A 15,561-nucleotide genomic window follows, 5' to 3' on the forward strand; every position below is an offset into this window, starting at 1 on the left:
GGGACAAATATCACTTCCGAAAAAACAATCGAAAAATGTGTAAACAAAAGCACCCAATTCCATGTATGATTTATGCATTTACCCCGTTAAACATAAAGTTGATCTCAAATACAATTTTGGGAGGCTTTTAATTTGCTGGTGTTGCCATTACAAAAAGTTTGAATGTTGCGCATAACTTATCGTAACTTGAGTACCTTTTTCGTTAGATTGGATTGTACTCTGTAGTTCAAGCATTCGGCAAATATCTTCGATGATTCGTAGGCCAGTGCCCTTTTCCACCACATTAAACCCAACCCCATTATCTTTAAATATAATTACGTTTTTTTGCAAAGTGATTTCCAAAGTATCGCATGCTGCATGACGCAAAATATTTTGGAAGATATTATCAAATAATCTGTGCAACCAAATTTCATTACTCTTCCAATGGAATTTCGTTGGAGAATCGTTTAACACAATAGAGATTTGATTGATTTTATATAAAAAATTCCACTTTAAAATGATGGTATGGATAAGTTTTGGAACGTCGACTTTTTCCATGATTATATAGGAATTATCAACACGAGATAAGCGCTCAAAGTCATATTCATTGGATAATTTCGAAATATAGTTTATTTGTTCGTTTAGAGAATTGAAAATATCCTGATGTTGTGAAAAATCATTTTCGATTGTGTAAAGTTGTAAGCGCATAGCTGTTAAAGGTGTATTAATATCATGGCGCAACTGCGTTAAAAGTTCTAGTTTCATTTGCTCTTGTTGCATTATTTCAATTTCCTTCGATATCGTACGGTCAATGAGCAGGTTTACTGCATTAGTTAAATCCCCTAATTCATCATTTCTAGAGTAAGAGATCTTTTGAAGTCTCTTCTTGTCATTACTCGCCAACTCCATAATGGTTTGGTTTAATTCATTTATTCGTTTAATTAATGAATTAATGGATTTGGAAAATAATATAGCCAAAGTAAAAAAGCTGACGAGAAATAAACCTAGCATTATTGGATAGGCTTTTGACTCAAAAAACTGGGTTTCTGTATCATTTGAAAAATAATTGTAAATTACCGTTACAATAACATTAATCACTACAATAGAAAGAGGAACACTGAATATAACCGATAATAGCAATAGTTGATATTTCTTTTTTAGTTTCATTGTTTAACACGGGTATTCATACGATACCCTTCTCCATATACATTTTGAATAATCACACCATCTGTATCGGCAATCTTGTTGCGGAGCTTTTTAATATACACATTAATTAAATTGGGATTACGATCTTCTAGCTGCCAAAGGTAATCAATGAATTGTTCTTTAGATAAAATAAAATCTGCGTTTTCATAAAGGTAAAAGAATATTTTCTTTTCAATGGCTGTAAATTCGACTTCTTTATTATTTTGATTATTAACAACACGCTTATGAGTAACATCTATGGATAAATGCTGTATTTGTTTGTGAATTCCGTAAGAAGCAGCTAATCTATTTTTTATGCGTATTAATAATTCCCTCGGATCAAATGGCTTCACCATGTAATCTTCTCCAATTTCAAGCCCTCTTAATTTACTATCAATATCACTTCTAGCCGTTAAAAATATGATAGGAATATTATGCCCTAACTGATTAATTCGCATAGAAATATGATACCCGTCCTCGCCTGGTAGCATAATATCCATAATAACAATGTCCACTTGCTTAATAACGGTATATAAAGAAGTACCATTTTTTAACCAGATTACTTTATAACCTTCTTTTTGAAGTATATTCTCCAATAAACTTCCAATCATTTCATCATCTTCTACAAGTAAAATTGAAAACAACATTTTCGTATATTCCTCACTTTTTTTCAACCTTCTCTTGCAAGAACTTTTGCGTTTCTTCATAGATTTCAGTTGAATGGTACAAGTAAATACTATGCTTACTTTTTATTTGAATAACATTTGAAACGTCTAACTTCTTTACAAAATCCTGATAATCTTTTAGTGATGCTTTCGCCGCTTCAGAATTTTTATCAAGGTAAGCATCAATCAATAAAATAGGTGTTGTTTTTGGAATAGGTAATGCGGTCGACTTTTTGCTATTAGTTACGGAATGTAGCATTTCTTGTTCCATATCATGGTTGATTCCCTGTTTATTTGATATTGCCTTAAATATAGTTTTTTCTTGTGAAGTCAAAAAATCTTTCTCTAAGACGGCTTCGTTATAGGCTAAAAACGGAAACAATCTTTGAAATCCTAATGCACTTAATATAGTTCCTGCCTTCATAAAAGCCTTTTCTACGAAACTTACAGGATGTTTTATATATTGAGAAGGTAAACCGATATCTAACGCCACAATCGCTTTCACTTCTTTCGGATATTTCTGCGCCCAATAGATAGCTTCGATTCCTGAAATAGAGTGTGGTACTAATATATAAGGGGGCTTATTGCCGCTTTTAATTAGTGCTTCCCTCGTTTGTTCTACTATTACATCGATATCTCGATCGTCGTTAAATACATCACTATACCCATATCCTGCTCTTTCCACAACGGCAATTTTATTTTCTTTTGAGAAATGACGATACAAGCTTTTTAATTCATACATAGGTGCTGCTACTGCTGAGCCAGCCATAAATACAAATGTCTCTGCGCCCTGACCTTCTGAAAAAATGTTAAGCTTCTTCCCGTTAAAATCGATTAGTTTACCTGTATTATTCTCTAATAACGATGTCTCTTTATTCTCTTTGAACTTATGGAAGCTAAATACAGAGCCGATAAGCACAATCAATATTGTGAAGAAGCTTATCAAAAACCACTTTATCATTTTTTTCATTTTCTACTTCCCCCTTTCAATTATTAATACAAGGTTAAAGTAGAAAAATATAATTCTTATAAACTTTTGATAATTTTTTAATGGCGATAGCGACTGACTAAAGTTGTTGTTCACATTAAAAAGTCACGAATGCTTTTAAATCAACGATTCGTGACTTTCCTAGGAGCACTTTATAACTGTGCGTTTAAATATATTTCTTCCCTTCCTTTACTTAACTTTAACATAAGTATCCAATTTTAGATTTATGTTTTTATTCAATTAATTTGACCGATTGAATTAAAAAGCGTGCAAATTAATTGTGCCTTTTTTAACTGCAACACTTATTGAATATACAGCCCTTATCAAATAAAGCCCACGTTCTTTGAATGAACGTGGGCAAAGTAATTTGTTATTCTTCTTTTTTCGTTTTAACAACATGTGAAATGGCACCATCTGTCGCGATATCGACTTTAAAGGAACCATTTGAATGACGGTCAGCGCGCGTTAACCCTTTGACATCAATGATTTCTTGCACGCCCTTATCCGTTTCAACAACAACTTGCTCCTCATCACTAGCCTTGACAACCGCAACAATTCGATGTGGATTTGCTTTTAATTCTGTTAACACTTTTAAACCGCGTTTTGCGCGACTCGCGATATCGACTTCAGCGACATTCATCTTCTTCACCGCGCCACGCTGTGTAACAATGACAACATACTCTGTGTCAGATGGTTTTAATATAGTAACACCAACTAATGCTTCCCCATCTTTCAATGTAATTCCCTTCACACCACCAGTTTTAACACCAGTAACAGGGAGCTCCTCAATTGGGAAGCGGATAGCATATGCAGTATCTGTTATTAATAACAATTCGGCATCGTCTGAAACAATATCCGCCAGTATCATTTCATCACCCGATTTCACATTCATCGTTTTAATCGGCTTCGAATAACGTGTAACTGCATAATCAGCTAATAGTGAACGTTTAATCTGTCCTTCTTTTGTAGCCGTTAATATATATGTGTTTGGCTGTTCAAACGTATCAAAACCATAAACGGCAATAATGGTTTCATCTTCACCAGTTGGCACAATACTTGAAATATGCTGCCCAAGATCCTTCCAACGAATATCTGGCAATTCATGCACAGGCTGATAAATATAATTTCCACGATTTGTGAACAGCAATACATGATGCTGTGTATTTAACGTTGCCTCATACAATAAATAATCCGAATCCTTCATGGCAAAATCTTGCCCATTGGATGCTGCATGAGAACGTGTAGATGTTCGCTTAATATAGCCATCTTTTGTCACTGTGACTACCACTTCTTCACTTGGAACTAGCACATCTAACGTAATTTTAATTTCTTCAATTTCTTGCTCAATTTTCGAACGACGTGGCTCAGAAAAACGTTTTTTAATATCGAGCAATTCTTGTTTAATGACACGAACAAGCTTCGCCTCACTGTGTAAAATACCTTCTAGCTTTGCAATTAATGCATTTAATTCATCTTGTTCATGACGAAGCTCTGTAATATCGGTATTTGTTAAACGGTATAATTGTAAGCTTACGATTGCTTCAGATTGAACTTCGGTAAAGTCATACTTCACCTGTAAATTTGTTTTCGCATCACGCTTATCATTCGATGATCGGATTGTCGCAATCACTTCATCTAAAATAGAAAGTGCTTTTATTAAACCATCAACAATATGTGAACGGTCTTTCGCCTTTTGCAAATCATAAATCGAGCGGTTTGTCACCACTTCCTTTTGATGGGCTATGTACGCATCAAGTAGCAGTGGTAAAGTCATCATCGTAGGACGACGATTATGGATAGCAATCATATTAAAATTGTAGGCTACTTGTAAGTCAGTAGTTTTGAATAAGTAATTTAAAATTCCTTGTCCTGGCACATCTTTTTTTAGCTCAACTACCACGCGTAATCCTGTACGATCAGATTCATCACGGATTTCAGCAATGCCTTCCAGTCGTTTATCTACACGTTGTTCATCAATTTTCTTAACAAGATTTGCCTTATTAACATCATACGGTAATTCCGTAATAACGATTTGTTCTTTCCCGCCTTTTAATGGTTCGATGGTTGCTTGTGCACGGACAATAATTTTGCCACGCCCTGTTTCATAAGCTTTTTTAATGCCATCTACCCCTTGGATAATACCTCCTGTTGGGAAGTCAGGACCTTTAATAACCGTCATAAGCTCATCTACAGTTGAATTTGGTTGCTCTAAACGCATTAAAACCGCATCTAACACCTCATTAAGCGCGTGAGGGGGAATATCCGTTGCATACCCAGCAGAAATCCCTGTTGAGCCATTTACAAGCAAATTTGGGAAGCGAGACGGTAATACAGTTGGCTCCATATCCTGATCATCAAAGTTTGGTACAAACTCCACCGTTTTTTTGCCAATATCACGTAACATCTCAGCAGCAATTGCTGACAATCTTGCTTCTGTATAACGCATCGCAGCAGGTGGGTCACCATCAACAGAGCCGTTGTTACCATGCATTTCTATCAGCATATGGCGAGCCTTCCAATCCTGACTCATGCGCACCATTGCTTCATATACCGAACTATCACCATGTGGATGGTAGTTACCGATAACATTCCCGACCGTTTTTGCTGACTTACGGAAAGGTTTATCATTGGTATTCCCTTCTGTATACATTGCAAATAAAATACGGCGCTGTACAGGTTTAAGACCGTCACGTGCATCTGGCAACGCTCGGTCTTGAATTATATATTTACTATAGCGACCAAAACGGTCACCCATTACTTCTTCTAAAGGTAAATCTTGAAACTTTTCCGTACTACTCATGCTTGGTCCTCCTCTTGTTGGATGAATTCATTGTCTAAAATATTTGAATCATCCTCCATGCCGAAGTCTACATTTGCTTCGATCCATTTACGGCGTGGTTCTACCTTATCGCCCATTAACGTCGTCACACGGCGCTCTGCACGTGCTCCATCTTCAATTGTTACACGGATTAACGTACGTGTGTCAGGGTTCATCGTTGTATCCCACAGCTGGTCAGCATTCATCTCACCAAGACCTTTATAGCGTTGCAGCATATAGCCTTTTCCGACCTTTTTAATGGCACTTTGTAAATCATTTTCGGTCCAAGCATACTCAATAACTTCTTTTTTACCAGTACCTCTGGATACTTTATAAAGCGGTGGTAATGCAATAAATACTTTACCTGCCTCAATTAATGGGCGCATATAACGGTAGAAGAACGTTAATAGTAGCACTTGAATATGTGCACCATCTGTATCCGCATCGGTCATAATGACAACTTTATCGTAAGCCGAATCTTCGACTGAGAAATCGGCCCCTACACCCGCACCAATAGCATGTATAATCGTTGAAATCTCTTCGTTTTTCATAATATCTTGGAGCTTCGCTTTTTCTGTATTGATGACTTTACCTCGTAACGGTAAAATCGCTTGGAATGTACGATCTCGCCCTTGCTTTGCTGAACCACCCGCAGAGTCACCTTCGACCAGATATAATTCATTTTTTGCAGCATTACGAGATTGCGCAGGTGTTAGCTTTCCTGAAAGAATCGTACTACCTTTTTTGTTTTTCTTGCCGTTACGAGCATCCTCTCGCGCTTTACGCGCCGCTTCACGAACTTGTTGTGCACGAATCGCTTTTCGAACAAGCGAAGCGGATAGCTCAGCGTTCTCTTCTAATACATATAAAATCTGCTCAGAAACAACGCTATCGACCGCAGAACGAGCCTCACTCGTACCAAGCTTACCTTTCGTTTGACCTTCAAATTGTAATAAATGCTCTGGAATTCGAACAGAGATAATCGCCGCTAAACCTTCACGTATATCTGTCCCTTCCAAGTTTTTATCTTTATCTTTCAAAAGACCAATCTTACGTGCATATTCGTTGAACACTCGCGTTAAGGCAGATTTTGCACCTGTTTCATGCGTGCCACCATCACGTGTACGGACGTTGTTAACAAACGATAAAATCGTTTCTGAATAGCCGTCGTTGAATTGGAAGGCAAATTCAACCTCGATATCATCTTGTTCACCCTCTACATATTTCACAGGATGAAGGACGTCTTTTTCCTCATTCAAATACGCAACGAAAGCTTCAATGCCGTTTTCATAAAAGAAAACATCACCTTTGCCTTCCTCGCGTTGATCGATTAACTCAATTTTTAATCCTTTTAATAAAAATGCAGATTCACGTAAACGTTCTGCAAGCGTATCATAATTGAATTTCGTAACTGAAAAAATCGTGTCGTCTGGTAGGAAATGCACAAGTGTTCCTGTTTGTTTTGTCTGACCAATTTCTTCAAGCGTTGTTGCAGGGTGTCCGCCATTTTCAAAACGTTGTTTATACTTTTTACCATCACGATGAATTGTTACTTCTAAAAACGTCGATAAAGCATTAACAACTGAAGAACCAACACCGTGTAAGCCACCACTTGTTTTATAGCCGCCTTGTCCAAATTTACCGCCTGCATGTAATACAGTGAAAATAATTTCAGGGGTAGGCTTACCCATTTTATGCATACCTGTTGGCATACCTCGTCCAAAATCTCGAACGCTTAAGCTCTGATCTTTATGAATTGTGACAATGATATGAGAACCAAAGCCCGCTAGTGCTTCATCCACCGCATTATCTACGATTTCATATACAAGGTGATGAAGTCCTCTGCCGTCTGTGGAACCGATATACATGCCGGGTCGCTTTCGAACCGCTTCTAATCCTTCTAATACTTGAATGGCGTCATCATTATAGACGCTTGGTGACTGTTTATTCGCCAAAAGATTCCCCTCCAAAAAACAAACGCATGTTCTGATTACGTTCTCATCCTAATAATAATAGCATTTCCTGTCAATAGCTAGTGACAGTTATATATATTTTTTTGTTTACGCTATGGCGTCTTGCCTTCTATGAATTTTGTTAAACGATCAGTGTAAGTCAGTTTTCGGACATAAATGACTACCACTACCTAAAGTTTACTGCATTGACCACTCTACAAAATCCACAACAACGTCCATAGGTGCTATCTTCATTCAGTCAGCAATAAACGCCAACTTAATGTCTTACACTCAGCTTTCCAAAAAAGGATTGCTAGGCGTTATCTGTTGAATGATGATTTTTTATAGCTTCACATAGAAATTAAAGATAGACTTCTATTCTACCAAAGGAATGTGTGATTGACAAAATTGCCATTTTACCTATATTTTAAGAAAGAGCTTAGGTATTGTAACGATAATAGTGTCGAACAACCTAACATAAGCTAGTATAAGCTTGTGACTTTTGAAATCATGGTAATTAGTTTCCTTTTGTATTGAATTCAAGGCTCATGATGAAATCTCCTTCATATCATTGTAGATTAAAAAGAAAAAGTGTAAAATACTTGTTACAAACTATTAGTACCAAGTGTTATTATTTGGATGAAAGGAGTCCATCTATGTTAAACGGACTTATTATTTTATGTGCCTATCTCATCGGCTCTATACCTTCAGGGTTATGGATTGGCAAAATATTTTACAAAACAGATATTCGCGAGCATGGTAGTGGCAATTTGGGAGCTACCAATACTTTCCGTATATTAGGGAAAAAAGCAGGTTTAGTTGTAACAATCATGGATATTTTAAAGGGAACTGCTGCTGTGTTATTAGTAACACTACCAATCTTCTCTGATGTCACAATCCATGGATTGATTTTAGGTCTTGTTGCAGTTATTGGTCATATGTTCCCTATTTTTGCAAGTTTCCGTGGCGGAAAAGCTGTTGCCACATCAGCTGGCGTCCTACTAGGCTATTCTTGGCCACTATTCATTTTACTATTCATTGCATTTATCGTAACGTTAAAGCTTACGAAAATTGTTAGCCTAACATCGATGATTGCAGCACTTGTAGCTTTAATTTATTCGATTATTTATTATTTTGTGACAGGCGATTTTGCATTGGTGATATTAGTAGCATTTTTATTTATCTTTATTGTTTATCGTCACCGAGCTAATATTACGCGCATTAAAAATGGTACTGAACCAAAAGTAAAATGGCTTTAACTTGAAAGGAGTTCGCACATGAATATCGCACTGACAGATGAAGCTCTTCAATGGTTTAAAAATGAAATGGAAGTCGTAACAGGTGATACTATTCGCTTTTATGCAAGATATGGTGGTTCAAGCCCATTTCATGAAGGATTTTCTCTTGGGATGACTCGCGAAGAACCTCTTGAAATAGGTGTTCAAACAGTAATTGATGGTGTAACCTACTATATCGATGAGAAAGATTTATGGTTTTTTAACGATTATAACTTACACATTGACGTTGACAAACAGCTTTACGAATTAAAATATGACTATTTAAAATAGAACAGTGATTCCTTTCAGTTAAATGAAAGGAATCACTGTTTTTCATTTTGTGTAGTATACAATCTTTAGTTTGTACGAATTGGTTTAGCTCTTCGTAAAATTGACCATCCTCTAACTAGTCAATCTATGAGGAGGAATCATAATGCCAGTTTCAGAAAACAACAATACCTCCCAACAGCAAAACCCCACAACGAATTTACTGCACACTTCTCTTTCAGAAAACATTTATACGATAAAAGAAGCGCTCGGAAATAGTAACGATGTAATTATTCGCGAGGTGATACTTGAAAAATTAGATAATCAATCAATTGCGCTCATTCACATTGATGGTCTATCTGATAAAACGGTGATTACAGATTTTATATTAGAAAATTTAATGCTTGAAATCGACACTGATCCTGAAAACAAAATAGACAACAACATCGACTATATAAAAAAACAATGCTTGGCAGTTGGTGATGTCAAGGTTGTTTTGGATTTTACCGCATTTTATTCCTCCATACTAAATGGCGAAACAGTCATTATGTTAGAGGGACAGTCGGTTGCAATTGCGACAGACACTAAAAGTGCAAAAGATAGGGCCATCACAGAGCCACAAACAGAATCCGTGATTAGAGGTCCACGAGAATCGTTTACTGAAACATTGCGTACGAATACGGCTCTTATCCGTCGTAAAATTAAAAGTCCTGACCTTTGGATAAAATCCCGAATTATTGGTGATGTAACACAAACAGACGTAGCCATTATGTATATAAACGGGATTGCCAACGATAAGGTTGTCCAAGAGGTGTTAGACCGTTTAGATAATATTGTCATTGATGGCGTATTAGAAACTGGCTATTTGGAGGATTTTATTCAGGACTCTAAATTCTCGTTGTTCCCGATGGTTTACAATACGGAGCGCCCAGATGTGATTGCAGCAGAGTTGTTAGAGGGTAAAGTTGCCATACTTGTGGATGGTACGCCCCTTGTACTTACCGTCCCTGTAGTATTTACGTCCTTTTTACAAGCAGCAGAAGATTATTATCAAAATTGGATTATAAGCTCTCTTATCCGACTTTTACGTTTTTTCGGTATTACTCTAGCATTAGTTATGCCTTCCCTTTATGTAGCCATTACAACCTTTCATCAAGAAATGCTACCTACGGGCATGCTTATAAGCATAGCTTCACAAAGAGAAGGCGTTCCCTTCCCCGCTGTAGTTGAAGCATTAATTATGGAAATTGCTTTTGAAATATTGCGTGAAGCAGGTCTACGAATGCCAAGGACAATTGGTCCAGCCGTCTCCATTGTAGGGACCTTAGTAATTGGTCAAGCGGCTGTAGAAGCAGGTATCGTTTCCGCTGTGATGGTCATTATCGTTGCATTAACGGCTATTTGTAGCTTTCTGTTTCCTTCTTATGGCTTATCAAATACGATTCGTGTCTTACGCTTCCCATTAATGATTTTAGCAGCGATGTTTGGTTTATTTGGCGTTATGTTTGGGGTTATGATGATTATTCTACACTTATGTAGTTTACGCTCTTTTGGTATTCCTTATATGAGTCCATTTGGGCCAATGATTATCAAAGATCAAAAAGATGCGATGGTCCTGTTCCCACGTAGAAATTTACTTACGAGACCAAGGCTCCTCAGTCAAAAAAATGATGTTAGAGAACAACAATATCAAGAGGTTAAAAAAAGAACATAAACATTAATGTGTAAACGAGGAATACACCATGTCAAAAATAAAGATGATTTTGTTATTGCTAATCCTCACTTTATTATTAAGTGGCTGCTGGAGTAAACGGGAGTTAAATGAGTTAGCAATTGTCGTTGCTCTTGGCATAGATAAAATAGACGATGAATATGAAATTTCTATTCAAGTCGTTGATCCGAGCGAAATATCTTCCAAACAACCATCTAGTGGAAGATCACCTGTAGTAACCTATCATGCTAAAGGAAAAAGTGTATTTGAAGCAATTAGAAGAATGACGACCTTAACACCAAGGAAACCATATTTTTCTCATCTACAAATTGTCGTTATTGGACAAAAACTAGCTGAAGAAGGTTTAAATGAGCCTTTAGATTTTATTGCTAGAGATCATGAATTTCGAAACGATTTTGATGTCGTTATGTCTTATCAAACAACAGCCAAAGAAGTACTCAACGTATTAACCCCGATCGAAAAGATGCCAGCCAATAAACTATTAAATTCAATTAAGGTTTCTGAAAAATCTTGGGGGTCAACATTAACAGTTAATACAGACGAATTACTTAATACGCTTAGTAGTAAAGAAAAAAGTGCTGTTTTATCCGCTGTTGAAATAGAGGGAGATCCAAAATTAGGAATAGATCAAACGAATGTAGAAAGAATTAAAACACCTGTCATTTTAAAATATTCTGGCATAGCTGTTTTTAAAGAAGATAAATTGTTAGGACTCCTATCGGAAGAAGAAAGCATTTACTTCAATTTCCTTAACAATAAAATTGAAAGTACAGTAGTTGTCCTTGCATGCCCTGACAAGGGAGACTTAACGACAGAGATTACACAATCGAAAGCAAAAATTAAAGGGATTTTCGAAAAGGGTACTCCTAAAATTTCCATCAAAATAAATGTCACGCAAAATATAGGTGAAGTGAATTGTGCCATTAATTTAACCCAAAATAAAACCATTGAATATATAGATAAGTTGACAGAAGATCATATAAAAGAACAAACAGAAAAAACACTAAATATTATTCAAAAAAGTTATAAGCTTGATATTTTAGGCTTTGGCGAAGCACTCCATCGCGAAAATCCGAAAAAGTGGAAAGAAATGCAAAAAGAATGGTCTACCATTTATCCAGAGATTACAGTCGACATTGATGTAACTGTCAATACTCAAGGATTAGGGACAATCCAAAATTCATTATTGAATAAATCAAAGGAGTAATCGACGATGTTTTCAACATTTATTATCTTGCTTGCGTCAGTGGCTATTGCCTATATTGTTATTCCTCCTTTGAATAAAAAAGGCGAAAAAAAAACGATACTCGTTTTTTCGATTATTTTAAGTATAGGAGCAATAATAAACATAGCCATTGGCATAAAAAAAAATATTCCAAGCCCATTAGATTTTATAACCTATATTTTCACACCACTTAGGGAGTTTTTGCTTTCGCTTATATAATAATAAATGAAAAGAAAGGGTAGTGTACGATGGAAAAACAAATAATTAGCGCGCAACAATTTACAGTCATTACCCTTCTTTATTCAATTGGTACAGCCATATTAATTGTGCCAGCAAGCATTACAAAGGCGCTTCATCAGGATGCGTGGATTGGTGCGACAATTGGTGTACTGTTAAGCTTATTATTAGTAAAGCTCTATATAACTTTAGCAAATCAAACTCCTAGCAATTCGTTCGTCGAGGCAAATGGCAAAATATTAGGCAAATTTCTCGGTCCTTTGGCATCACTAGGTTTTTTATCTTTAACCTTTCTGTCAGCTGGTGAATTGTTATATTTCATTGGTAATTTTATGCAAACAGAAGTGATGCCTGAAACGCCTACTATATCCTTTATTGTTTTATTCACCATTATTATCGTTTTTGCTTCGTATTTAGGCATCGAGACTTTTGCTCGCTCAGCAGAAATACTATTTGCAATTTTCTCAGTAATATTTATTGTCTTTATTATTTGTATTTCACCTCAAATAAATATCCAAAATATACAACCTATTTTAGAAACAAAAACAAAGCCATTACTAATCAGTACACTATCATTTATGAGTATTTTTTCATTTCCGTTCGTTGTGTTGCTTATGTTCTTCCCTACAGGAGTCAATGTACAAAAAGCAGCTCAAAAAGGGTTTTATTTAGGGACGATAATTGGCGGAATCGTATTAATCATTATTATTGCCCTATCAACACTAGTCCTTGGTTCAACGAATACTGCTGCTAAAACATTTCCAAGCTATGCTTTAGCTCAAAGAATTTCAATAGGCAATTTTTTTCAGCGCGTAGAAATAATTATGGCGGTTATGTGGATTATTTCAATTTATATTCGTACCTTTATTTATTTTTACGCCACGGTTATTGGCTTAGGACAAATACTTAAAGTGAAAGATCCTCGCCCCTTTATTTTACCATTAGGGATGTGCATGGTTGCAATGGCACAACTTGCTCATCCTAATATTGTCCATTCGAATAATTATAATCAGAAAATATGGCCTCTATTTTCAGGGCTAATAACTGTTTTACTTCCATTGCTTTTACTAGTAGTTGCAAAAATGCGTAAAATAAAAAAGAATGAGGATAATCAACAACGTGATAACAAGCAACAGGATACAAACGCTCAACAAAATTCCAACAATCAGCAAAGTGCTAGTATTTTAAAGGATTCTATCGATACCCAAAGCGACAATACTAAACAAAAATCTACAGAACAGCAAGATACTAACACGCAACAAGATTCTAAAAATAAACCAAATACTACTGAATCGTAAAAAGTTTAAACAAACCCCCATTTCTCGCTGTTTATTTGAGAAATGGGGGTTCTTATCGCTGTATAACGCAATGGCAATAGTCCCAAATTAAATATGGTATTCAATCTCATCAACAAAATCCCATTCGTACGGTGTTTCCTGATAAACATAATAGTTGAGCCAATTCGAAAATAATAAGTGCGTATGTGCTCGCCATGTATTGATTGGCTCGTTCGAAGGATCATTATGTGGGAAATAGTTAACAGGTATGGCAATATCAATCCCTTTTTCAACATCACGATAATACTCATCTGCCAATGTTGTCGCATCGTATTCTAAGTGACCAGTAATCATAATGTTCTTATTATCCTTTGATTGCACAATAAAGACGCCAGCATCTTCTGAATAGGACAGTAAGCGTAAATCTGGGTGCTTACGTACTTCATCAATGGAAACCGATGTATAGCGAGAATGTGGTGCTGTAAATAAGTCACTAAAGCCGCGCACTAAATCAACCGTTAAATCGGTAATGACATGTGAATAGACGCCAGAACATTTTTCTGGTAGTTCAAACTTACCTATCCCATAATGATGATATAAGGCTGCTTGTGCCCCCCAACATATATGCATTACAGATGTGACATTTTTAACGGACCAATCCATTATCTCTGAAATTTCTTCCCAATAATTCACTTCTTCAAATGCCATCTTTTCAACAGGAGCCCCTGTAATGATCATCCCGTCAAAGCGACGATGGCGAATCTCTTTAAACGTCGAGTAAAATAGCTGTAAATGTGATTTACTCACATTTTTAGACTCATGTGTTGCTGTATTTAAAAATGTAATGTTCACTTGTAATGGTGTATTACCGAGCAATCGCAGTAATTGTAGCTCTGTTTTTTCTTTTTCTGGCATTAAATTAAAAATTAAAATATTTAAAGGACGAATTTGTTGCGTTTTAGCGCGGTCTTCTTCCATTACGAATATTTTTTCCCCACGTAAATGTTCTCCTGCTGGTAAGTTTTTTGGAATATTAATAGGCATGTTGCATTCCCCTTTTCTTTAATTTTTTTCTCTCTATCTAAATAAAATTAAAAAATCCCCCTCATTCCTTTGGAGCAAGAATGAGAAGGATAATTATCACGTTCACTCTTATCTCTCAAAGGAAACATCCTTTGGTGGAATTAGCACCTTTCTAACATTGTTAGAGGTTGCTGAAGCGTCATAGGGCCAAATCCCTCAGCTTCTCTTGATAAGATTATTTAATTAAAAAGAATTGTATCACGAACAATTAAGAATTTCAATAATACATAGAATATTTAGTATATAAATGAATGGAAGTTTATTTTTTGATGAACACTATCATAAAGTATCTATTGCTTTTGTGAGTTACGCATCTACTGGTTAAATATCATTTTTCACATCAATTGGCCTTCGTAAATGACAAACCAATGACAATTGTAACCCGATAAACATTAATGCATTGTAAATTGATTTTTGTAGAAGAAAACGTAATGGTAATCATGGAGGTATTATGTTAACATATACCTTTAGTAACAGAGAGGAACGTGAAATATTTTGATTAAAATTGAACTCCCAAAACCAGACTTAGTAATTCGTCAACGTGAGCAAGTATTAAAACCTGGGGAAGTAGAAATCCCGCCATTCCATGGTTTTATTGATTTCCATAAAATCACTCGCGAAAAAGGTGGCATTTTCTTATTCTACAACGAAAAAAATGAGCTATTATTTGTAGGGAAAGCGCGCAAAATTCGTCAACGCATTAAAAAACATTTTGAAGATAATGTATCACCAATGAAAAAGTACCGTGATGAAATTTTCAAAATTGAAGTGTATGAAATTGATGATCCAATGGAACGTGAAATTTACGAAACATATGCTATTAACACTTTCCGTGCAAAATATAATCTTGAAAAAGTATTTTATTAAGATAAACGC

Annotated in this window: 13 protein-coding genes and 1 riboswitch; of the genes, 7 read left to right on the forward strand and 6 right to left on the reverse strand. The window is 35.8% G+C overall.

All coding sequences use genetic code 11. The features are described from left to right. Positions 1-147 precede the first annotated feature (147 nt). From ACIQ1H_RS06580 to parE, 5 genes are all read right to left on the reverse strand, one after another. The gene (locus ACIQ1H_RS06580; protein ID WP_402887441.1) at positions 148-1,146 is read right to left on the reverse strand and encodes a sensor histidine kinase; all 999 of its coding nucleotides are present in this window, start codon (positions 1,144-1,146) and stop codon (positions 148-150) included. Continuing rightward, positions 1,143-1,811 carry a response regulator transcription factor gene (locus ACIQ1H_RS06585; protein WP_402887443.1) on the reverse strand — a complete coding sequence of 223 codons (669 nt, stop codon included), beginning with the start codon at positions 1,809-1,811 and terminating at the stop codon, positions 1,143-1,145. The genes ACIQ1H_RS06580 and ACIQ1H_RS06585 overlap by 4 nt, the downstream gene beginning before the upstream one ends. 13 nt (positions 1,812-1,824) lie before the next feature. Beyond that, positions 1,825-2,799: an alpha/beta fold hydrolase gene (locus tag ACIQ1H_RS06590; RefSeq protein ID WP_402887445.1), complete on the reverse strand. Its 975-nt coding sequence runs from the start codon at positions 2,797-2,799 to the stop codon at positions 1,825-1,827. 388 nt (positions 2,800-3,187) lie between these two features. After that, positions 3,188-5,617 (reverse strand): DNA topoisomerase IV subunit A, encoded by a 2,430-nt coding sequence (gene parC / locus ACIQ1H_RS06595; RefSeq protein ID WP_402887447.1) that lies wholly within the window; start codon positions 5,615-5,617, stop codon positions 3,188-3,190. Continuing rightward, complete coding sequence (gene parE, locus ACIQ1H_RS06600) at positions 5,614-7,590, reverse strand: DNA topoisomerase IV subunit B (protein WP_402887449.1); 1,977 nt, start codon at positions 7,588-7,590, stop codon at positions 5,614-5,616. Before parE ends, parC begins: the two co-directional genes overlap by 4 nt. Positions 7,591-8,243: 653 nt before the next feature. On the opposite strand from parE, the gene plsY reads away from it, so the two are divergent. The 6 genes from plsY to ACIQ1H_RS06630 all read left to right on the forward strand — a co-directional run bounded on the left by plsY (position 8,244) and on the right by ACIQ1H_RS06630 (position 13,623). Next, a complete protein-coding gene (plsY, locus tag ACIQ1H_RS06605; protein WP_172771436.1) occupies positions 8,244-8,846 on the forward strand; it encodes a glycerol-3-phosphate 1-O-acyltransferase PlsY in 603 nt (200 codons plus the stop codon). An 18-nt stretch (positions 8,847-8,864) separates the two neighbouring features. Continuing rightward, a complete protein-coding gene (locus tag ACIQ1H_RS06610) occupies positions 8,865-9,155 on the forward strand; it encodes a HesB/YadR/YfhF family protein (protein WP_337981254.1) in 291 nt (96 codons plus the stop codon). Positions 9,156-9,297: 142 nt separating this feature from the next. Further along, the gene (locus tag ACIQ1H_RS06615; protein WP_402887452.1) at positions 9,298-10,845 is read left to right on the forward strand and encodes a spore germination protein; all 1,548 of its coding nucleotides are present in this window, start codon (positions 9,298-9,300) and stop codon (positions 10,843-10,845) included. A gap of 28 nt (positions 10,846-10,873) precedes the next feature. Next, positions 10,874-12,070 carry a Ger(x)C family spore germination protein gene (locus ACIQ1H_RS06620; RefSeq protein WP_402887454.1) on the forward strand — a complete coding sequence of 399 codons (1,197 nt, stop codon included), beginning with the start codon at positions 10,874-10,876 and terminating at the stop codon, positions 12,068-12,070. A 6-nt stretch (positions 12,071-12,076) separates the two neighbouring features. Beyond that, positions 12,077-12,307, forward strand: coding sequence for a hypothetical protein (locus tag ACIQ1H_RS06625; protein WP_172771432.1), 231 nt, complete (start codon positions 12,077-12,079; stop codon positions 12,305-12,307). 29 nt (positions 12,308-12,336) lie between these two features. After that, positions 12,337-13,623, forward strand: coding sequence for a GerAB/ArcD/ProY family transporter (locus ACIQ1H_RS06630; protein ID WP_402887456.1), 1,287 nt, complete (start codon positions 12,337-12,339; stop codon positions 13,621-13,623). An 87-nt stretch (positions 13,624-13,710) separates the two neighbouring features. Here the strand turns inward: ACIQ1H_RS06630 and metA are convergent, their stop codons facing one another. Next, positions 13,711-14,646 carry a homoserine O-acetyltransferase MetA gene (gene metA / locus ACIQ1H_RS06635; protein ID WP_401016642.1) on the reverse strand — a complete coding sequence of 312 codons (936 nt, stop codon included), beginning with the start codon at positions 14,644-14,646 and terminating at the stop codon, positions 13,711-13,713. A gap of 105 nt (positions 14,647-14,751) precedes the next feature. After that, positions 14,752-14,861: riboswitch (SAM riboswitch) on the reverse strand. 319 nt (positions 14,862-15,180) lie between these two features. Between metA and ACIQ1H_RS06640 the strand changes: the two genes are divergently transcribed. Continuing rightward, complete coding sequence (locus ACIQ1H_RS06640; protein WP_401016640.1) at positions 15,181-15,552, forward strand: nucleotide excision repair endonuclease; 372 nt, start codon at positions 15,181-15,183, stop codon at positions 15,550-15,552. Positions 15,553-15,561 lie beyond the last annotated feature (9 nt).

The organism is Lysinibacillus sp. NPDC097279, from assembly GCF_044761745.1.
Lineage (GTDB): Bacteria > Bacillota > Bacilli > Bacillales_A > Planococcaceae > Lysinibacillus.

Bases quoted from the DNA above. Each gene is read 5' to 3' on its own strand.
- ACIQ1H_RS06580 (WP_402887441.1), bottom strand. From the start codon at position 1,146: ATGAAACTAAAAAAGAAATATCAACTATTGCTATTATCGGTTATATTC.
- ACIQ1H_RS06585 (WP_402887443.1), bottom strand. From the start codon at position 1,811: ATGTTGTTTTCAATTTTACTTGTAGAAGATGATGAAATGATTGGAAGT.
- ACIQ1H_RS06590 (WP_402887445.1), bottom strand. From the start codon at position 2,799: ATGAAAAAAATGATAAAGTGGTTTTTGATAAGCTTCTTCACAATATTG.
- parC (WP_402887447.1), bottom strand. From the start codon at position 5,617: ATGAGTAGTACGGAAAAGTTTCAAGATTTACCTTTAGAAGAAGTAATG.
- plsY (WP_172771436.1), top strand. From the start codon at position 8,244: ATGTTAAACGGACTTATTATTTTATGTGCCTATCTCATCGGCTCTATA.
- ACIQ1H_RS06610 (WP_337981254.1), top strand. From the start codon at position 8,865: ATGAATATCGCACTGACAGATGAAGCTCTTCAATGGTTTAAAAATGAA.
- ACIQ1H_RS06615 (WP_402887452.1), top strand. From the start codon at position 9,298: ATGCCAGTTTCAGAAAACAACAATACCTCCCAACAGCAAAACCCCACA.
- ACIQ1H_RS06620 (WP_402887454.1), top strand. From the start codon at position 10,874: ATGTCAAAAATAAAGATGATTTTGTTATTGCTAATCCTCACTTTATTA.
- ACIQ1H_RS06625 (WP_172771432.1), top strand. From the start codon at position 12,077: ATGTTTTCAACATTTATTATCTTGCTTGCGTCAGTGGCTATTGCCTAT.
- ACIQ1H_RS06630 (WP_402887456.1), top strand. From the start codon at position 12,337: ATGGAAAAACAAATAATTAGCGCGCAACAATTTACAGTCATTACCCTT.
- metA (WP_401016642.1), bottom strand. From the start codon at position 14,646: ATGCCTATTAATATTCCAAAAAACTTACCAGCAGGAGAACATTTACGT.